General features: G+C 55.4%; 18 protein-coding genes. 12 read left to right on the plus strand and 6 right to left on the minus strand.

The features are described 5' to 3' along the window. Window positions 1-93: 93 nt before the first annotated feature. Together ACH1XZ_RS09505 and ACH1XZ_RS09510 are read right to left on the minus strand one after the other, a co-directional pair. Window positions 94-477: a GFA family protein gene (locus ACH1XZ_RS09505; protein WP_395595337.1), complete on the minus strand. Its 384-nt coding sequence runs from the start codon at window positions 475-477 to the stop codon at window positions 94-96. 43 nt (window positions 478-520) lie between these two features. Then, window positions 521-1,069: a TetR/AcrR family transcriptional regulator gene (locus ACH1XZ_RS09510; protein ID WP_395595338.1), complete on the minus strand. Its 549-nt coding sequence runs from the start codon at window positions 1,067-1,069 to the stop codon at window positions 521-523. Window positions 1,070-1,150: 81 nt separating this feature from the next. On the opposite strand from ACH1XZ_RS09510, the gene ACH1XZ_RS09515 reads away from it, so the two are divergent. Together ACH1XZ_RS09515 and ACH1XZ_RS09520 are read left to right on the plus strand one after the other, a co-directional pair. Further along, window positions 1,151-2,353, plus strand: coding sequence for an MFS transporter (locus ACH1XZ_RS09515; RefSeq protein WP_395595339.1), 1,203 nt, complete (start codon window positions 1,151-1,153; stop codon window positions 2,351-2,353). Then, the gene (locus ACH1XZ_RS09520; protein WP_395595340.1) at window positions 2,353-3,165 is read left to right on the plus strand and encodes a Cof-type HAD-IIB family hydrolase; all 813 of its coding nucleotides are present in this window, start codon (window positions 2,353-2,355) and stop codon (window positions 3,163-3,165) included. The genes ACH1XZ_RS09515 and ACH1XZ_RS09520 overlap by 1 nt, the downstream gene beginning before the upstream one ends. An 86-nt stretch (window positions 3,166-3,251) precedes the next feature. On the opposite strand, the gene ACH1XZ_RS09525 is transcribed toward ACH1XZ_RS09520, so the two are convergent. Beyond that, a complete protein-coding gene (locus tag ACH1XZ_RS09525; RefSeq protein ID WP_395595341.1) occupies window positions 3,252-4,484 on the minus strand; it encodes an MFS transporter in 1,233 nt (410 codons plus the stop codon). A 272-nt stretch (window positions 4,485-4,756) separates the two neighbouring features. Here ACH1XZ_RS09525 and ybjG point away from each other — a divergent pair, with 272 nt between their 5' ends. The 5 genes from ybjG to ACH1XZ_RS09550 all read left to right on the plus strand — a co-directional run bounded on the left by ybjG (window position 4,757) and on the right by ACH1XZ_RS09550 (window position 9,511). Then, window positions 4,757-5,365, plus strand: a complete 609-nt coding sequence (ybjG, locus tag ACH1XZ_RS09530) for an undecaprenyl-diphosphate phosphatase (protein ID WP_395595342.1) — start codon at window positions 4,757-4,759, stop codon at window positions 5,363-5,365. A 290-nt stretch (window positions 5,366-5,655) separates the two neighbouring features. Then, window positions 5,656-7,206: a PTS sugar transporter subunit IIA gene (locus ACH1XZ_RS09535; protein WP_395595343.1), complete on the plus strand. Its 1,551-nt coding sequence runs from the start codon at window positions 5,656-5,658 to the stop codon at window positions 7,204-7,206. A gap of 27 nt (window positions 7,207-7,233) precedes the next feature. Beyond that, entirely contained in the window at window positions 7,234-8,259 is a 1,026-nt protein-coding gene (locus ACH1XZ_RS09540) for a PTS fructose transporter subunit IIC (protein ID WP_395595344.1), read from the plus strand. Between the two features lie 11 nt (window positions 8,260-8,270). Further along, window positions 8,271-9,128 (plus strand): AraC family transcriptional regulator, encoded by an 858-nt coding sequence (locus ACH1XZ_RS09545; protein WP_395595345.1) that lies wholly within the window; start codon window positions 8,271-8,273, stop codon window positions 9,126-9,128. Next, the gene (locus ACH1XZ_RS09550; protein WP_395595346.1) at window positions 9,125-9,511 is read left to right on the plus strand and encodes a PTS fructose transporter subunit IIB; all 387 of its coding nucleotides are present in this window, start codon (window positions 9,125-9,127) and stop codon (window positions 9,509-9,511) included. Before ACH1XZ_RS09545 ends, ACH1XZ_RS09550 begins: the two co-directional genes overlap by 4 nt. Here ACH1XZ_RS09550 and ACH1XZ_RS09555 read toward each other — a convergent pair. From ACH1XZ_RS09555 to ACH1XZ_RS09565, 3 genes are read right to left on the minus strand one after another with little or no spacing between them, the layout of a single operon-like run. Continuing rightward, window positions 9,498-10,247 carry a phosphatase gene (locus tag ACH1XZ_RS09555; protein WP_395595347.1) on the minus strand — a complete coding sequence of 250 codons (750 nt, stop codon included), beginning with the start codon at window positions 10,245-10,247 and terminating at the stop codon, window positions 9,498-9,500. The genes ACH1XZ_RS09550 and ACH1XZ_RS09555 overlap by 14 nt on opposite strands. 47 nt (window positions 10,248-10,294) lie before the next feature. Continuing rightward, window positions 10,295-12,289 carry a transketolase gene (gene tkt, locus ACH1XZ_RS09560; RefSeq protein WP_395595348.1) on the minus strand — a complete coding sequence of 665 codons (1,995 nt, stop codon included), beginning with the start codon at window positions 12,287-12,289 and terminating at the stop codon, window positions 10,295-10,297. Then, the gene (locus ACH1XZ_RS09565) at window positions 12,279-12,956 is read right to left on the minus strand and encodes an HAD-IA family hydrolase (protein ID WP_395595349.1); all 678 of its coding nucleotides are present in this window, start codon (window positions 12,954-12,956) and stop codon (window positions 12,279-12,281) included. The genes tkt and ACH1XZ_RS09565 overlap by 11 nt, the downstream gene beginning before the upstream one ends. 299 nt (window positions 12,957-13,255) lie before the next feature. On the opposite strand from ACH1XZ_RS09565, the gene ptsP reads away from it, so the two are divergent. The 5 genes from ptsP (at window position 13,256) to tal (ending at window position 19,767) form a co-directional block, all read left to right on the plus strand. Beyond that, a complete protein-coding gene (ptsP, locus tag ACH1XZ_RS09570) occupies window positions 13,256-15,766 on the plus strand; it encodes a phosphoenolpyruvate--protein phosphotransferase (protein ID WP_395595350.1) in 2,511 nt (836 codons plus the stop codon). Between the two features lie 61 nt (window positions 15,767-15,827). Next, a complete protein-coding gene (locus ACH1XZ_RS09575; RefSeq protein WP_395595351.1) occupies window positions 15,828-16,148 on the plus strand; it encodes a PTS fructose transporter subunit IIB in 321 nt (106 codons plus the stop codon). Between the two features lie 171 nt (window positions 16,149-16,319). Beyond that, on the plus strand, window positions 16,320-17,423 hold the full coding sequence (locus ACH1XZ_RS09580; RefSeq protein ID WP_395595352.1) for a PTS fructose transporter subunit IIC: 1,104 nt from the start codon (window positions 16,320-16,322) through the stop codon (window positions 17,421-17,423). Window positions 17,424-17,432: 9 nt separating this feature from the next. Continuing rightward, entirely contained in the window at window positions 17,433-18,686 is a 1,254-nt protein-coding gene (locus ACH1XZ_RS09585) for a class II D-tagatose-bisphosphate aldolase non-catalytic subunit (RefSeq protein WP_395595353.1), read from the plus strand. 130 nt (window positions 18,687-18,816) lie between these two features. Beyond that, window positions 18,817-19,767, plus strand: a complete 951-nt coding sequence (tal, locus tag ACH1XZ_RS09590) for a transaldolase (protein WP_395595354.1) — start codon at window positions 18,817-18,819, stop codon at window positions 19,765-19,767. The last annotated feature ends 8 nt before the right edge of the window (window positions 19,768-19,775 follow it).

Here is a 19,775-nt window from a genome sequence, read left to right on the forward strand (position 1 = left end):
CCCCGCCATCTTTGGTTCAAGGTTGATGGGTTTTTTGTTGCCTGAATTTCATATCCTCATTAGAAATGAACCCACTACTCTTATCTCCAGTCTTCATGCATCCGCAAACAACACCCGCCACCACTGCGGTTTCATATCTTCAAACGAGTGGGAGATCGGAGCAAATTGCGCCTCCTGGTTCTGATCAAATACGCCGCTCAGCAGCGCGATAACCGGGCCATCGTCAATCGCGCCCAGCGAGCTGCCGCAGCGCGGGCAGAAGGCGCGGCTGGATGCCTCGGAAGAGCGCCAGGTCGCAGGCCTTCCGCCCTCTCCCGTCCATTGCACATCGTCCGCAGCAAACTCCAGCCAAATAACCGACTGGGCGCCGGTATGCTTCTGGCATAAATCGCATGAACAGCTGTGGGAAGCGCCGGGATTAGCGGCGGTAAAGGTGATGTGGCCGCACAGGCAGCCGCCGAAAAGCAGGGTTGTCATCACGAGATCTCCGTTTGGTATTCTCGCTAAGCGTACACGCTTTTCAGGCGCTCTCCCCGGCGATCCGCCCTACCATTTTTCGGATGGCCTGGCGGTCTAGCGGCTGGCGGTCAGTGACAAAATGCAGCGTCATCCCTTCAATAAAAGCATCCAGCGCACGGGCGGTCACCGGGTCGAACCACTGCTCCAGCGTCTGCTGGCTGCGCTGCATCCAGCGTTGCATCACCGCTTTCATGGCCGGAGAGCTGCTCGCCAGCGCATAGAGCTGGTACATCAGCGTCATGTTTTTCGGGGTGGTCACCTGGCTGCTGAAGATAAGCTCCGCCACCGAGTCGCAGGCGTCGCTTGTCGTTACAACCCCCTCAAAAAAGGCGGTGTACTCCAGCGACATTCGTTCGGTAAAGGTACTGAACGCTTCGCCCAACAGGGCTTCGATTCCCTCGAAATAGTAGGTCATCGAGCCGAGCGGTACGTCGGCACAGCTGGCTATTTTGCGGTGGGTTACCGCGCTGATCCCGTGCGTCGCGATGGTCTCGAGGGTCGCATCAAGGATGCGCTCCCGGCGCTGCGGGTCATTCGGTCGGCGAGCCATAATTCTCCTCTTTCTGGTTATGTACAAATGTACACAACCTTGTTAGTGTTGTCTGCACACTTTCCGACCCGACGCGAATGGATGACAACGTTAACCTCCCGTAAAGCCCTGCAGCTACGCATGTGGGCGCTCTTTATGTTCTTCTTTTTACCCGGTTTACTGATGGCCTCGTGGGCCACGCGCACACCGGCAATCCGCGATATTTTATCGGTCTCAACGGCTGAAATGGGCATCGTCCTGTTTGGCCTGTCGATAGGCTCGATGAGCGGCATTCTTTGTTCCGCGTTTCTGGTGAAACGATTCGGGACCCGTAAGGTCATCCGCACCACCATGTCATGCGCGGTCTTTGGCATGTTGATTTTAAGCCTGGCGCTGCACTTCAGCTCTGCGTGGATCTTTGCCGTCGGTCTGGCGATTTTTGGTGCCAGCTTCGGTTCCGCTGAAGTGGCTATCAACGTCGAAGGCGCGGCGGTTGAGCGCGAGATGAAAAAAACCGTGCTGCCGATGATGCATGGTTTTTACAGCTTCGGGACGTTAGTGGGCGCGGGCGTCGGTATGGCGGTCACCGCGTTTGGTTTACCGGCGATGTGGCACATTTTCGTGGCGGCGTTGATAGGCATTGCGCCTATCGCTATCGCCATTAAAGCCATTCCTGAAGGCACCGGCAAAAACGCGGCGGAAGACGCGCACCATCAGGAAAAAGGGGTGCCGTTCTGGCGCGATATGCAGCTGATGCTGATTGGCGTCGTGGTGCTGGCAATGGCCTTTGCCGAAGGCTCCGCCAACGACTGGCTGCCGCTGCTGATGGTCGACGGCCACGGCTTTAGCCCAACCTCCGGCTCGCTCATCTACGCCGGCTTCACGCTGGGCATGACGGTCGGGCGATTTACCGGCGGCTGGTTTATCGACCGCTACAGCCGTGTTACCGTCGTTCGCGCCAGTGCATTAATGGGCGCGCTGGGCATTGCCCTGATTATCTTCGTCGACAGCGCCTGGGTTGCCGGCGTGTCGGTTATTCTGTGGGGACTTGGCGCATCGCTCGGCTTCCCGTTGACCATTTCCGCCGCCAGCGACACCGGCCCGGATGCCCCTACCCGCGTGAGCGTTGTTGCCACCACCGGGTATCTGGCCTTCCTGGTTGGCCCACCGCTGCTCGGTTTCCTCGGCGAACACTACGGCCTGCGCAGCGCAATGCTGGCCGTACTGGCGCTGGTTCTTATTGCCGCTCTGGTGGCGAAAGCGGTGGCAAAACCTGAGCCCCGTGTTGTAATGGAGAGTCATTGATGAGCGTAAAACTTATCGCCGTCGACATGGATGGCACGTTCCTGGACGATAAAAAATCGTATAACCGCGAGCGCTTTCGTCAGCAGTACCAGCAGATGAAAGCGCAAAACATCCGCTTTGTCGTAGCCAGCGGCAACCAGTATTACCAGTTGGCCTCGTTCTTCCCGGACATCGTCAATGAAATCGCCTTCGTCGCCGAGAACGGCGGCTGGGTTCAGGACGCTGGTGAAGACGTGTATAACTGTGCCATGCCACGCGACCACGTTGATAAAATCGCCGCCTTCCTGCACACGCTCCCGGAAGTCGAAATTATCGTCTGCGGTAAAAAGAGCGCCTACACCCTGAAAAACTACGACCAAAGCTTCCACGATATTGCCGTGCGCTATTATCACCGCCTGGAGCTAGTCGACAATTTCGATAACCTCGATGACACCATTCTGAAGTTTGCGCTCAATATCCCGGATGAGAAAGTGCCGCAGATGCAGGCGCTCCTCGATGAAAAACTTGGCCATATGTTGACCGCTGTGACCACCGGCCACGGCAGTATCGACCTGATTATTCCAGGCGTCCATAAAGCCAACGGTCTGCGATTATTGCAGGCGCGCTGGGGCGTTAACGACGATGAAGTCGTGGCCTTTGGCGACAGCGGCAATGATATTGAGATGGTGAAGCAGGCAGGCTTCGGTTTTGCGATGGCAAACGCCAACGACGCGGTGAAAGCCGTGGCGGGCTATCATGCGCCGCACAACAATGAAGAAGGCGTGCTGGAGATGATTGATAAGGCGTTGAAGGGTGAAGCGCCGTTTGCTTGATGGTGCCAGTCCCGGCGGCGCTTCGCTTGGCCGGGCTACCCATCATGTAGCCCGGACGAGGTGCGAAGCACCGACTCCGGGATTAATTACTGCGGCTGCAACCCACTACCCACCGCTTTATCCCGCAGGAACATCACCATCAGCCCCAGCCACAGCAGGCCACCCGCGAGGTTAAACAGGCTGAACAGGCCAATACCGCCCAGCTCATAGCAATGTTTACTGAGCTCAATCCCCACCGTAAAGATCAGCATTTGCAGCATCCCCATCGCCGCCGACACCGTACCTTTACTCATATCGCTGGCAAACAGCGTCAGACGCACCAGTCCGGCGTTAGCAAGACCAATGCCGAAGGCGTAGAAGCTTAACCCGGCAGTCATCCATAAATAAGCGTGTGACGACACCACCGTTGCGGCAGCCGCCAGCACCAGACCAAACATAATCGGGTAGCCCCCGGCAATAATCAGCGCGCGCACCGTACGGCGTGAGGTCAGACGCGCCAGCACCAGGTTGCCGAGGATCAGCGCGCCAAAAATCGGCACCTGCAGCAGGCCATATTCATAGCTGCTGGCATGTTCGCCGCTGATGATAATGACCGGTGACTGCGCAATCCACGCCAGCAGCGGCAGGCTGACAAAGCCCGTCGCCAGCGAACCGGCCACAAAACGGCCGTTTTTCAGCACTTCGCGATAATCACGACCCAGCGTTTTGAGCGACAGCGTTTCACCGATGCGGGTCGCCGTTTCCGGCATCGATTTAAACAGCCCGACGAAAGCAATGGCCGACAGCGCCGCGAAGAGCACAAACATCCCTTCCCAGCGCGCCACGTGGATCCACGCCGCGCCCACCAGCGGCCCCAGCAGTGGGGCTATCAGCGCCACGTTCGCCATCAGCGCCGTAATTTTGATACAGGTTGCCTCGTCGAATGATTCCTGAATTGCCGCGTAGCCCACCGCGCCGATAAAGCACAGGCTCACCCCCTGCAAGAAGCGCAAGAACGTGAACTGCTCAATATTGTTCACCAGCAGCGTGGCAAGGCAGGTCACGATAAACCAGATAACGCCGGTCAGCATCACCGGGCGACGGCCGATGCGGTCCGACAGCGGCCCAAGCAGCCATTGCAGGAACATCCCGCCTGCCAGGTAGGCGGTCATTGAGGTCGGAACCCACTCGTTGCCCGCATTAAATTCTTTGACGACCGCAAGCATGCCCGGCTGGATCATATCGTTGCCGATATAGGTGGAAAATTCGTAGAGCACCAGGCAAAGCGGGAACAGAATCGCCTTGCGCCCTAAGCGTTTCCGGGAAGAAGAAGTGTCCATATGGCTCGCATCCATCATAAAAACGCGCAAGTTTAATCAATGCGCAGTAGTGGTGATAGTTAATTATCACGCCGCTTAACAATTTCGCACAAATTGACGCTGTTAAGATTGGCTTAAGGTAGTGCGCGCTATACTCTACGCCACTTAATGATCCACCTTAATGACAGATGCTTGTACACCGATGGCGCGATTCAGACAATGCCGCTTTACGGTCCAGGATTGGCTTCTTAAGGTGGCTGTCATAAAACCGTCATTTGCGAAACCGGAACGTTATGCTGGAAAATCTTAACCACTCGCTGTTTTTGCTGATCAACGCCACCCCAGCGTCAGCCCCATGGGCAATTTCATTTGCCACATTTATTGCTCAGGACCTGATCCTGATTGTTCCCCTGCTGGCCGCAGCAATGTGGCTTTGGGGTGAACGTCGTCAGGTTCATGCGCAGCGCCATCTGGTGATTAAAGTCGCACTGGCTATCGCCGTCAGCCTCTCGCTGTCGTGGATGATTGGTCAGCTATTCCCGCATGAACGTCCATTCGTTGACAACATCGGTCACACCTTCCTGCACCACGCACCGGATAACTCCTTCCCAAGCGACCACGGCACGGTAATCTTCACCTTTGCGCTGGCGTTTTTGTTCTGGCATCGCCTGTGGTCCGGGCTGGTGCTGATGGTGGTTGGCGTGGCGATTGCCTGGTCTCGCGTCTATCTTGGCGTCCACTGGCCAATGGATATGCTTGGCGGTTTTCTCAGCGGCCTTACCGGCTGCATGGTGGCACAAATGCTGTGGCAATACATCGGTGCGACGGTTTATCCGCGTCTGCAACAGCTGTACCGCATTGTGTTCTCGGTACCTATTCGTAAAGGCTGGGTTCGCGAATAAATCTCCCGCTACCGCCCAGAAATGGGCGGTTTGTCTTACTCCCCCCATTGCTTAAATTTTGTGACTAACTTCGCAAACTCCACTCGCGCTTGATGAATAATTATCATTATTAAAAACAAACAGATAGCGCACACTCCTCGCAAAGCAAAGTATGACTAACGTCACAAATTCACAATCAGGTCACTATTTTCAAGGAAAGGTGACATTTTTACTATATTAACCCCTGAGGGATCGGTAAAAGATAGCAGGTGTCTATCCGACCCATCCGTGTTATGCCCTCAGGAGTCACCATGGCGAAGGAAATCACCTACCACTGTTCGTTAAGCGAGGGGGTCCATGCCAGACCTGCGGGGCATATTGCTCGTCTGTGCAATAGCTGGCAGGCCGATGTTGTCTGGCAGAACCTACGCACCGGGATCACTGGCAGCGCGAGAAATGCGCTCTCTCTGGTCGCCACCGATACCTTACCCGGCGATATCTGCCGCATTACCTTAAGTGGGCCGGACTGCCAGAGTGCAGCCATTGCGCTGACCACGTTGCTCCAGTGTCTGCCAGATTTCAGTACCGCTCAGGAATCGTCACCCGGACAGCTTCCACGCTGCCTTGAAGAGCTGCACCCGCACTATTTCACCGGTGCGCGTATCAGCGCCGGGATAGCCATCGCGCCACCGGTCTTTATTGCAGGTGCCAACCTTGACGCCCTGCTCGTGCAGAGCCCTGACGAATTTGAAAGCGCAGAGCGCGCCCAGCAGCGACTGCAGGCCGCGCTGGAAATCCTGGGGCAGACAAAAGAAATCGACCTCCAGCGCACGAACGGCATCGAACGAGATCTGCTGGAAGCACATCAGACGTTGATCACCGATAGCGAGTTTCAGGCCAGCATCAGCGATTATCTCCATCGGGGAATGAACGTCTGGTCTGCCGTTATCCAGGCCTCTATGGATTTTAGCGCCCTGCTGGCGCGTTCGCCGAGCCGCTATATTCAGCAGCGCACGCTGGATATTCTTGATATCGCCACGCAAATTCTGCATGTGCTCTATCCAGACCACCCGCTGCTGCAGCCTGCCCCTTCTCTCACGCGCCCTGGCTTAGTATTTGCCAGCGCGCTTACCCCGAGCCAACTGATGTCGCTGGAGCGGAAAAATCTGGCGGGCCTGGTGCTCTCCAAGACGGGGAAAAGTTCACATACCGCGATCCTCGCCCAAGCGCTGGATATTCCAACGCTTGCGGATATCGATGTCGATCCTGCCGCACTTTCTCAACAGCCGCTTCTGATACTCGACGGCGAACACGGCATTCTGATTACCGAGGTCGATAACAAAATCGAGCGCTACTTCCGCCGCGAAATGGATGTGCAGAAACAAAAACGACAGCAGGCCGCCGTTAACCGGAGCGAGTGGCCTTTATTGACGCCGGAATTGATCCAGTGGGATCTGGATGCCGAGGATAAAAACGAAACGATCAAAAGCATGGTCGATAACCTCTGGCTACACCAGCGTACGGATGCGCGCGATCAGCTTTGCCACGACATCTGGGCGCGAGAAACCCCGTTCCCGACCGTGGTTGGCGCAGGTTTTGCCATTCCGCACGCGCGTACTACGTCTGTCGAACATTCCACCATTAGCATCGCTCGCTTACGCCAGCCGATTGCCTGGGGCGGCGTACCGGTGGATACCGTTTTTATGTTGTCCATCAGCGCAATTGCAGCGGAAAACGAGCATATGCGCCATTTCTCAAGCCTTGCCCGTTTATTGATGAACGACGAATTCGTCAGCAAAGCCAAAGCGGCCACCACCCCCAATGCGCTCTATAACCTGATTTTTAGCGCGTTAACGCGCTGATTCGCTCACCCCTGCAACGAGGCCGGTATGTTAAAACTCTTAAAAAATACCAAGCGGCATTTCATGACCGGCGTGTCCTATATGGTGCCGTTTGTCGTCGCGGGAGGCGTACTGCTGGCGCTGGCCGTTATGTTCAGCGGCCATGCGGCAGTACCTGAGAGCGGTTTCCTGAAAGCAATGTCGCAAATTGGCATGGCCGGATTAACGCTATTTATTCCCATTCTGGCCGGGTTTATCGCTTGGTCGATGGTGGATAAACCGGGTATTGCTCCTGGTGCCATCGGCGGCCTGATGGCCTATCAAATGGGCGCAGGCTTTTTGGGCGGCATGCTCGCGGGCATCATCGCCGGGCTGGTGGTCTGGGTGCTGCTGGCGGTGATTGCCCGTCTGAAGATCCCCGGATTTCTGCGCATGGTACTGCCGATTTTTATTATCCCGCTGTTGGGCACCTTTGTGACCGGGATGGCGGTGTACTACATCATCGGCGACCCAATTGCCGGGCTCATGAAGTGGCTGAGTGAATGGCTCGCCAATATGCAGGGAGTGTCATTTATCATCCTCGGCGGAATTCTGGGCTGCATGATTGCCGTCGATATGGGCGGCCCGATGAACAAAACCGCCTTCTTTTTTGCCGTCGCGCTGATTTCCACCAACCCACAGCTCATGGCCGCCGTCGCCGCCGCCGACTGCACGCCGCCGCTCGGTCTTGCCCTGGCCACCTTTATGTTTAAAGGCATCTTTAACGACGTGGAGCGCGAAGCCGGTAAACCCGCGATCATCATGGGTTTTATGGGGATCACCGAAGGAGCCATCCCCTTTGCCGCCGCCGACCCCATCCGCGTGATCCCGGCCATCATGCTGGGGAGCGCCGTGGCAGCGATTTCATCGCTGTGGTTTGGCGCGACCAACGCCGCGCCCTGGGGCGGGCTAATCGTGCTGCCGGTGGTGGGTAACCATTTCGGCTATATCGTTTCGGTGATTGCCGGCACGCTGACTACCGCCATTGCGGTGAAAGTGCTGAAAACCGTGGTTAAACCCCAGGATGAGCAATAAGGACGCAGACAATGGCCGCATTTATCCAGTCAATTTTAAGCGAGTTCAGCGCGCAAAGCGCCACCGGCGAAGGCGTGCTGGTCGCCAACGGCGACGCCCAGCCGCCGGTGATGGCCTACCATCTGCACGTGCCGCGCATTGAGCTGACGGTGAAAGGCGCGCTCAGTATGCTGCTGCCAAAGGGCAGCGACCGCATCATTAAGTGCGAGCGTGCTGTCGGCACCATCACCTACATTCCCGCCAACAGCTGGAATTCACCGCAGTGGGAAAGCCCGGTTATCTGTATGTCGATTGTTTTCTGGAAGCAGGACGTCGGCTTTAGCATCAGCAACTGGGACGGTACGCAATTCAAAGAGGTGGAAAAATTTAACCTGCAAAACTCCAGCAGTACGGTACGCGACCGGCTGCTGGAGCTAGCAGAATCGATGGCGTGGGCACAGGATAAAACCAGCGAGACCTTCGCTCACATCGTCTACGCGCTGCTTAACGACCTGCTTTATCAGGTGGCCGAAGGGATGAACAACCCAAGGGGGCCCTTTTCGCTGCTGGACGACATCAAAAGCCATATTGATAGCCACTATCATCAGGAGATCAGCCGCGAAAGCGTCGCGGAAGCTTTTAATATTTCCCCCGGTTATCTTTCACGTCTGTTCTCCCGCGAATCAGACGTGAAGTTTAATGAGTACCTGAAGCTCGCCCGGATCTCACGGTCGAAAACGCTGCTGACCAACACCACCATGAAAATTAACGAGGTCGCCGAGAAGTGCGGTTTCACCGATACCAACTATTTTTGCAAAGTGTTCCGGGATATCAACGATTGTACGCCGCTTGAGTACCGGCGTAAGAACAAGGGAGCAAACTTATCATGACCCGTACCGCAAAAGATGACGTGCAGCCCTTTTCCAGCGATCGCCATCTGCATATCGTGGCGGTCACTGCCTGCGCTACCGGCGTGGCGCATACCTATATGGCCGCGGAACAGCTGGAAAAGCTGGCAAAAACCTACCGCTTTTCGATCAAAATCGAGACCCAGGGCGTGCTGGGGCTGAAAAATGAGATCACCGAAAAAGACTTAGTTGAGGCCGAACTTGCCATCATTGCCTCTGACATCACCATCGATAACCCGACGCGCTTCGACGGTTGCCGCATTCTCAACGTCTGCATCAATTCGCTGCTGCTCAAGCCCGCCGAGGTCATTTCTGCTATCCGCAAATCGCTGAATCTCCCCAGAGGCAACATTATCGATCTCTAGCGAACAACGCATTCAGCTCTGCAATAGGTTCGCCGCCGCGACGTTCAAGAAATGCCAGAACCCGCTGCGGCGAGCGGTTTAAAATTCGCGCTTCAGGGAATCCGCTCTCCACCAGCAGCGGCTGACAGGCGCTGAAATCACCCAATGCAAAGGCGCTGTGCGAGTCCGTTCCCAGCGACAGTAAGCCGCCGCCATCTCGCACCGCTTCCACAATTTTGCGACAGTTACCTTCGCTGCCCCGCCGGGAAAGCAGAAACGAGGCGTTGTTTACCTCCAGCGCCACATCATATTCACGGGCGGCGGCAACAACTGCCGGAATATCAATTGGGTATTCCGGATTACCTGGGTGGCTGATGATATGCACCTTGCCACTGGCGATCGCCGCAATCATCGCCTCGGTGTTAGTCACCACGTCGGCGGGGGCAAAAACCTGCTTATGAAAACCGGCGATAATAAGATCCAATGCGCTGCGCATTTTGTCGCTACAGTCGGTCTCGCCGTTGGCTTTAATGTTGGCCTCAATACCGCGCAGCAGGCCCACGCCCTCCACCACTCTCGGCAGAATGCGCATATTGTTAAAGTGAAATGCATGAGGCGCATCGACCATCTCCGGGCCGTGATCGGTAATGGCAATTAGCCGGATACCTTTACGTACGGCAGCGGCGAGATAATCGTGAACGGTACTGTACGCATGGGTGCTGGCCACGGTATGCAGATGTAAATCGACGTTGAACATGGCTCCTCCTGGTGAAAAGTGGCCCCCATATGAAGGGGCCTGCGTGATTACGCCAGCAACGCTTTAGCCTGACGAACCACGCCCTCAGCGGTGATACCAAAGGCTTCATACAGCTGTTCTGCAGGGGCCGACTCGCCAAAGCCGTGCATGCCCATAATCGCCCCACCCAGCCCGGTATATTTGTACCAGTAATCGGTGATACCGGCTTCGACCGCCACACGCGCGGTCACCGCTGCGGGTAGCACCGATTCACGATAGTCTGCATCCTGTTTATCAAAGCGGTCGGTACAGGGCATCGATACCACACGAGCGCGAATGCCTTCGCTGGTCAGCTGCTGCCAGGCGGCTACGGCCAACTCTACCTCTGAACCGGTGGCAATCAGAATCACCTGCGGCTCTCCCTCGCCGCCCTTCAGCACGTAGCCACCCCGCGCAATATCCTGAATTTGCTGCCAGGTACGCTCCGGCTGGGTCAGGTTCTGCCTTGAGAGGATCAGCGCCGTTGGCCCGTCTGTGCGCTCCACGCCCTGTTTCCAGGCCACGGCGGTTTCAACCTGGCAGCACGGTCGCCACACGCTGAGGTTCGGCGTCAGACGCAGCGAGGCAATCTGCTCCACCGGCTGATGCGTCGGGCCATCCTCCCCCAGACCAATCGAATCATGGGTATAGACCATCACGTGGCGCTGCTTCATCAGCGCCGCCATGCGCACCGCGTTGCGGGCATACTCAACGAACATCAGGAAAGTGGAGGTGTAAGGCAGAAAACCACCGTGCAGCGCAATGCCGTTGGCAATGGCGGTCATGCCAAACTCACGTACGCCATAGTGGATGTAGTTACCGGCGCTATCGTCATTGATGGCCTTTGAGCCCGACCACAGCGTCAGGTTGCTGGGGGCTAAATCCGCCGAGCCGCCGAGAAACTCCGGCAGCAGCGGGCCGAAGGCCTCAATGGCATTTTGCGACGCTTTACGGCTGGCAATCTTTGCCGGTTTAGCCTGCAGGCGCTCAATAAAGGCCTGCGATTTTGCGTCAAATTCCGCCGGGAGTTCGCCATTCAGACGACGAGTCAGCTCAGCCGCCGCCTCCGGGAAAGCCTGCGCATAGGCGGCAAACTTTTGCTGCCACTGCAACTCTTTGGCTTCACCGGTTTCCCTGGCATCCCAGTGCGCATAAATCTCAGAAGGAATATCAAACGGTGCGTAAGGCCAGTTCAACGCTTCACGGGTGGCGGCAATTTCAGCCTCACCGAGCGGTGCGCCGTGGACATCATGGGTGCCTGCCTTGTTCGGTGAGCCAAAGCCAATCACCGTTTTACACATCAGCAAAGAAGGCTTATCCGTCTGCGCGCGGGCGGCCTCGACGGCACGTTGTATCGCCTGGGCATCGTGACCATCAATATCACGCACCACGTGCCAGCCGTAGGCTTCAAAACGCAGAGCGGTGTCGTCGGTAAACCAACCCTCTACGTCACCGTCAATTGAGATACCGTTATCGTCATAAAATGCCACCAGCTTACCCAGTTTCAGCGTACCCGCCAGCGAGCAGACTTCGTGCGAAATTCCTTCCATCATGCAGCCATCACCCATAAAAACGTAGGTAAAATGGTCAATCACTTTATGATTTGGGCGGTTAAACTGTGCCGCCAGCGTTTTCTCGGCAACCGCCATTCCCACGGCGTTAGCAATCCCTTGTCCCAGCGGGCCAGTGGTAGTTTCTACGCCTGCGGTGTAACCCACCTCCGGGTGCCCTGGCGTTTTTGAGTGCAACTGGCGGAAGTTTTTCAGCTCACTCAGCGGCAAATCGTAGCCGGTAAGGTGCAGCAGGCTGTAGATAAGCATCGAACCGTGGCCATTCGACAACACAAAGCGATCGCGGTTAGCCCAGCCCGGGTTCGCCGGGTTATGGTTGAGAAAATCTCGCCACAGCACCTCCGCGATATCTGCCATCCCCATCGGCGCGCCGGGGTGACCCGATTTCGCCTGCTGCACCGCATCAATGCTAAGAAAGCGAATTGCATTCGCCAGCGTTTTTTTAGCGATCATGACCTGCTCCATTTTCAATTCTGAGGAAAAATTCGGCCCCGCCTTTATGGCAGACGGAGAGATTCTGGTAGTGCGGAATAGTGGCGAAGGCGTCGATATCGTGGGTAGTAGACTGCGCGGTTAGCACTTCAACCACCACGCTTTGGGCTGCCTGTGCCGACAGTAAGCCAGCGTGAGAATCCTCAAACGCCACGCAGTGAGCAGCGGAAAGATTCAGACGCTGCGCGCCCAGCAGAAAGGGCTCCGGGTCGGGCTTGCCGCGCGTAATATCCTCGCTGGTGACCAGGATGTCAGGGAAAGGCAGCCCCGCATGGTGAATGCGCGCCGAAGCCACCTTAAGCGAGCCGGACGTGACAATAGCCCAGGGGACATTGAGCGTATTGAGCGACTGGAGAAACGCCGCCGCACCGGGCACCGGCGTCATGCCCTCCGCATGGCTGGCTTCATACGCTTCAAGCGCCAGGAACTCCTGCTCAATTACCGCGTCACTTGCTCCCGGCATAAAATGGCGCAACGTGCTGACTGCCGGTTTACCGTGCAGATAATGACGCACCGCCTGCGCGCTGAATCCCTTACGTACCGCCCAGGCGCTCCACGAGGCCTCAACAAAATCCAGCGAGTTCACCAGCGTGCCATCTAAATCAAAAAGCAGTCCACGAAAATGCATATTTACCACCATCAGCCGCCAATAACATTCTTTATTTTTATCGCAGCCAGCGATGATGAATAAATATAAATAAAGTGGTTTTCATAGTAATTCCGTTATCACGAATTTATTTCCCCGCATTCAAACTCATTTTTATGATTAGGGTCACAAAATAAATACCAGGCTATTTTTTTCAAGAAAACGTCACTTTTTTTATATTCAAACTGCAAGGCGAACGGTCAAGGATAGATACATGAAATGCAGACAGCGTTCTGCAAAGCAAAATTCACCCGCATTGGCGAAAAGTTTTGGGAGTGGTTATGTCGGAATTGATTACCTATCAGTGTGAGCTCAAGGACGGTATCCATGCCAGACCGGCAGGACATATTGAGCGCCTTTGTAACACCTTTCAGTCTGAGGTGTGCTGGAAGAACATCCGTACCGGGTTACAGGGCAGCGCCAAAAGCGCACTCTCTCTCGTCGCCACCGATACGTTGCTGAACGACGATTGCGAAATTACCCTTAGCGGCGAAGACGCCCACACCGCAACGGCTGAGCTCTCCGCGCTGTTGAAAAAGCTCCCGCAGTTTGAGGTTGTTTCAGCAGAAGAAACGCAGGCACCCGCCGGCTATCTTCCCCGCTCACTGCGCGAAACCCAGCTCAGTTTTATTCAGGGCTCGCGTATCAGCGGCGGCGTAGCGATTGCACGCCCAGTGGTGGTCCAGAGCCTGAGTTTTGACGACATCATGGCACGCGCCCCGATGAAAACCGGTGCCGCCGCCGAGGAAAAACAGGCGCTGAAAGCCGGTATTGGAGCATTAAAACAGGCCAAACTGGATGCGCTGGAAAGCAAAGTCGGCGTCGAACACGATATTATCCAGGCACATTTATCCATTATTACCGATAGCGCCTTCCAGCAAGCGATAGTTCACTTTATTGATAACGGTGAGAATAGCTGGCGCGCCATCGTATTAGCGGCAATGGATTTCTGCGAAATACTTAACCGCTCGTCCAGTAAATATATTAAAGAAAGAGTGCTGGACGTGCTGGATATTACCAGCCAGCTGCTAACTACCGTTTATGGCGAGCATGCTCTCCCACAACATGGCCTTGAGCTTAGCGCACCGTCAATTATTTTTGCTGATAGCCTGACGCCGAGTAAATTCCTCGGCATTAATAAGCAGATGCTTGCGGGCATGGTACTTACCGCCACCGGCAAAACATCACATACCGCGATCCTTGCCCGCTCGCTGGGCATCCCGACGCTGACCGATATCGATTTTTCCGCGCTCAATCTGCAACCACAGCAGGACATTATTATTGACGGCGACCCGGCTATCTTAGTCACCGCGCCTGATGAGCAGGTGCTGCGTTATTACCGCAACGAAATGGCGGTACAGCATACGATGCAACAGCAGATGCTGAGCAACGTCCATCAGCCTGCGGTCACCGCCGACGGCCATCGCCTTGAAATTGCCGCCAATATTGCCAGCTTCGAGGAAGCCGAGGCCGCGTTTAATAACGGGGCTGAAGGAATCGGGCTGTTCCGTACCGAAATGTCGTTTATGGACCGCGAAACGCCGCCGGACTACGTCGAGTTGGCCGAACTTTATACCCGCGTAATGACCTGCGCCAACGGTAAGCCGGTTATTTTCCGCACCTTTGATATCGGCGGCGATAAACCCGTCGACTACCTGAATCTCGGCGATGAAGAGAACCCGTTCCTCGGCTATCGTGCGGTGCGTACCTATCCGCGCTATCGCGAGCTGTTTGCTATGCAACTCAAGGCCATTCTCAGCGCCTCGGCCGTGGGTAACGCGAAGGTGATGATCCCGATGATCGCTAGCGTGGAAGAGATTATCTGGTGTCGTGAGGTGCTGGAATCCGTCAAGCAGACCATGCGCGAAGAAGGTTTACCGTTCAACGATGCTATCTCGCTCGGCGTTATGCTGGAAGTGCCGTCCGTTATCTTCGCCATTCCTGAAATGGCCGAGTACGCCGACTTCTTTAGCGTCGGCAGCAACGATCTGACGCAGTACTTTTTCGCCGCCGACCGCGGTAATTCGCAGGTAGCGAACGTCTATGACAACTACGCCTCGTCCTTCCTGCGTGCGTTGCAGTTCGCCATTGATGAAGTCCACCGCGCCGGGAAATGGATTGGCCTGTGCGGCGAACTGGGTGCCAGCAAAGATTTTCTGCCGCTGCTCACCGGCATGGGGTTCGACGAACTCAGCATGAGTGGAACCGCGATCCCCGGCGTGAAGCACGCGCTGCGTGAATTTAACTTTGCCCAATGCCAACGGCTGGCGCTGGAAGCCCTCGCGTTGACGCGATCCGCGGCGGTGAAAGCCGCGCTTCAGGCTCCCGTGGTGAAGGCAGAAAGTCAGAAACCAATTCTCGCGCCGGAATTTATTCTCTTTAATCTTGATGCCCGGGATAAAAACGAAGCCATCAAGAAAATGACCGATAACCTGTGGTTGCACCACCGCACCGACAACCGGGAGCGTCTGTGCGACGACATCTGGACGCGGGAGGACTCGTTCTCCACTGCCGTCGGCTACGGCTTTGCCATTCCACATACCAAATCTGACCATATTACCGATTCGACCATCAGTATGGCGACGTTGGAAACCCCTATTACCTGGGGTGACCAGCAGGTGGAAACCGTCTTTATGCTCACGGTCAGCAAATCTGCCGATCCCAATGCGCATATGAAATATTTCTCCACTCTCGCCCGTAAATTAATGAAAGAGGAATTCCGCAATGAAATAAAAAATGCCGATAGCGTCGACGTACTCTACAACCTGATGACCAGAACCTTAGACGTATAACTTCATGGTCTCGAATTAGAATTTTAAATAAACAGCCAAAATAAAAAATCAGGAGTCACTCATGAAAATTGTCGGAGTTGCTGCATGTATTACCGGTGTTGCCCATACCTATATGGCGCAGGAAGCCATTGAGCAAGAATGTAAAAAACGCGGTTACGACGTGAAGGTCGAAACCCAGGGCGGCATGGGCATTGAGAATGAATTAACTGAAGACGAAATCGCCGAAGCCGATGTGGTAATTCTGGCGATTGCCATCGGCATCGAAGGCGTTGAGCGCTTTGAAGAAAAAGAAGATGCCGGGCTGGTGATTTCACTCAACCCTGCCGAAGTCGTGCGCGACCCTGCGGCGATTATCGATAAAGCTGAAAAGCTGGTGCGTTAATTTAAGCGACCTTTCCCGGATTTATTTCGGCATCCGGGAAGGCAAATAAAACGTAATTTAATTTCTGCGAGCCCGTTACTTTTTTAACCAGACATTCATGTCTGGGGGATTACGACACCCTGAATATGGCGTGCGCCTAATAAAAAATAGCGGGAACCAGGAGGATTGAAAATGTCGGAAAATATGAAAGCCGTAAAGGATGAGCTGGTTAAAGCGTTCAGTACCGGTGTGTCATACATGATGCCGGTGGTGGTGGTTGGCGGGATCTGCCTCGCGCTGTCGCTGGTTGGCGGTGAGCCGGTCGCGGGCAAAGGGATGGTGGTCACTAACCCATTCTTACTGAATCTGGGCGCTATCGGCAGCGCGGGTCTTGGGATGATGATCCCGGTGCTCGCCGCTTATATCGCCTACTCCATCGCCGGTAAACCGGGGCTGACGCCGGGGGTCATTACCGGCTTTATGGCCAGCACTCCACTGGGTGCCGATCACGTGGTGACCGGGTTCCTCGGGGCGATGCTGCTTGGCATCCTCAGTGGCTACGTCGCGAAATGGATTAAAACCTGGAAGGTTGGCAAGGCGCTGATGCCGGTCATGCCAATCATGATTATCCCTATCGTCTCAACCTGCATCGTCGGCATGCTCTACCTGTACGTTCTGATTGGGCCAATTGGCGCCGCCATGAAATGGCTGGTCTCCATGCTCTCCAATATGCAGGGCAGCAGCGGCATCGTACTGGGGCTGATCCTTGGCGCCATGGCGGCCTTCGATATGGGCGGCCCGGTCAACAAAACCGCAACCGCCTTCACCCTGGCGCTGATGGCCGAAGGCATTTACGGCCCGAACGGCGCTTACCGTATTGCCTGCGCGATTCCACCGCTGGGTATCGCCCTTTCTACGTTCATTTCGCAGCGCAAATGGGCCGAGGATGAACGCCGCATGGGTACCTCCGCCGCCTTTATGGGCCTTATCGGGATTACCGAAGGCGCTATTCCCTTCGCGGTGAAAAACCTCAAGACCGTTCTGCCGTCAATCATTATCGGCAGCGCCGTCGGTGCGGGCCTGGCGATGATTCACGGCGTGGAATCGATGGTGCCGCACGGCGGGTTAATCGCCATCGCGGGCGTCAATAAAGCTCCGCTGTGGTACGTCCTCGATATGGCCATCGGCGTCATTGTGACCGCCATCTGTCTGCATATTTTGCGTCCAAATATTAGCGAGCCGGTGAAGAAAACCGACGCTAAAAAAACTGTCACTTCAGATATGAATAAAGCCTAAGGAGTTGTCATGAAAAACACCATGAAGCAGTACGTTGATTATATCGTTAAGGGTGGTAAGTCCACGATGCTGGGTATTGGCCCAATGTCTCCGGCGCTTATTCAGGCATGTTTTGAATTAGGCAAAGAAAAAGATCTGCCGCTAATGTTTATTGCCAGCCGTAACCAGGTTGATGCCGATGAATTTGGCGCAGGCTACGTTAATAACTGGGACCAGTTCCGCTTCGCCGCCGACCTGAAAGCGATGGCTGATAAAGTCGGCTTCGACGGCGATTACTTCCTCTGCCGCGACCACGGCGGCCCGTGGCAGCGTGATAAAGAGCGTAAAGACCATATTCCGGAAGCGCAGGCGATGGAGCTGGCGCGCCGCTCCTACCAGATTGATATGGATGCCGGGTTCGATCTGTTGCACATCGACCCCACTAAGGACCCGTACGTCATGGGCAAAGTGATTGATATCGAGCTGGTATTGAGCCGCACCGTCGAGCTGATTCGCTTCTGCGAAGCGTATCGTAAAAAGAACAACCTGAAAGAGTTCTTCTACGAAGTGGGCACCGAAGAGACCAACGGCGGCCTGACCGACATCAGCGCCTACGAAGGCTTTATCGTTGAACTGAACAAGCGTCTGAACGACGAAGGTCTGCCGCAGCCGCTGTTTATCGTCGGTCAGACCGGTACCCTCACCCGCCTGACCAAAAACGTTGGCCACTTCAACGACACCCAGTCGGCGGAGCTGTCGGCTATCAGCACCCGCTACGGCGTGGGGCTGAAAGAGCACAACGGCGACTATCTGCCGGACGAAATTCTGCTTAAACACCCGGGCCTTGGGATCACCGCCATGAACGTCGCCCCGGCGTACGGCACCATTGAAACTCGCGCCTATCTGAAGCTCGCGGAAGTGGAAAAAGATCTGGCGGCCAAAGGGTTTATTAAATCGGCATCAGATTTAAAAACCGTGCTGACCCGTGAGTGCGTGTTGAGCCACAAGTGGGAAAAATGGATGACCGACGAGCATAAAAATAAATCTGAAGAGCAGATCTTCAGCGAGCCCGCGCTGCTGAAGGAGATTCTTGAGCTTAGCGGCCACTATAACTACGAAAAACCGGCGGTGGTGAAAGAAATGCAGACCATGTTTGCCAACCTGAAATCATTTGGCGTTGAGCCAGAACGCTACGTGGTGAACAAAATTAAAGACATGATTCAGAATGAAGCCGAGTGCTTTAACATGCCGGGCCTGACCACCCGCGTCGCACAAGCCCGTTAATGCCATAAAAAATAACGTCGTAGGCCGGATAAGCGAAGCGCCATCCGGCTATCCGCCCCAACCTGCCGGATGGCGCTTCGCTTATCCGGCCTACTCTTTACTCGCGACCCAATAAAAACAGGTACTGGTTATGAATCAGCTTGAACAATTAAAGCAGCGCACCATTATTGTCGCTGACAGCGGGGACATTGATAGCATCATTGCCTATCAACCCGAAGATGCCACCACGAACCCTTCTCTTATTTATAAAGCCGCACAGCTACCGCAATATCAGGGGCTGATTAAAGAGACGGTCGCCGCGCTAAAATCGCGCTATGCCGGAAAGGAACTCCTGCCCTCCACCGTTGCCGATCATCTGGCGGTCAGTATCGGGGCACTGATTCTGAAAAGCGTACCGGGGCGAATCTCCACCGAGGTTGATGCTCGCCTGTCGTTTGATACCGAGGCCAGCATTCGCAAAGCGCGCGAACTGATTGCGCTGTATGCCGAACAAGGCGTAGGTAAAGAACGGGTCCTGATTAAGCTTGCCGCCACCTGGCAAGGTATTCGCGCCGCTGAAGTGCTGGAAAAAGAGGGGATCCGCTGCAACCTGACCCTGCTCTTCTCTTTCGCTCAGGCACGCGCCTGCGCCGATGCCGGCGTATTTCTCATCTCCCCGTTTGTCGGACGCATCTACGATTGGTACAAGAAAAATAACCCGGACACCGTCTATACCGTCGATAACGATCCGGGCGTGGAATCGGTGCGCAATATCTACCGTTTCTACAAAATGTACGGCTACCAGACGGTGGTGATGGGCGCGAGCTTCCGCACGCCAGAGCAGGTTCTGGCCCTGAACGGCTGCGATCGTCTGACGGTTTCACCGTCGCTACTGGCAACGCTTCAGCAGCGCGATGCCGACATCCCGGCACCGCTGCACTATGCCGGAGAAGTACAGCCGAAGCCTGATGCTGTCAGCGAAGCTGAATTCTATTGGGCACACAACCAGGACGCCATGGCAGTCGAAAAGCTGGCCGAGGGTATTCGTCTGTTCGCCGTAGACCAGAACAGTCTGGAAACCTTGCTCGCACAATATCTTTGACGCTCCTG

The organism is Kluyvera chengduensis, from assembly GCF_044197065.1.
Classification (GTDB): domain Bacteria; phylum Pseudomonadota; class Gammaproteobacteria; order Enterobacterales; family Enterobacteriaceae; genus Kluyvera; species Kluyvera ascorbata_C.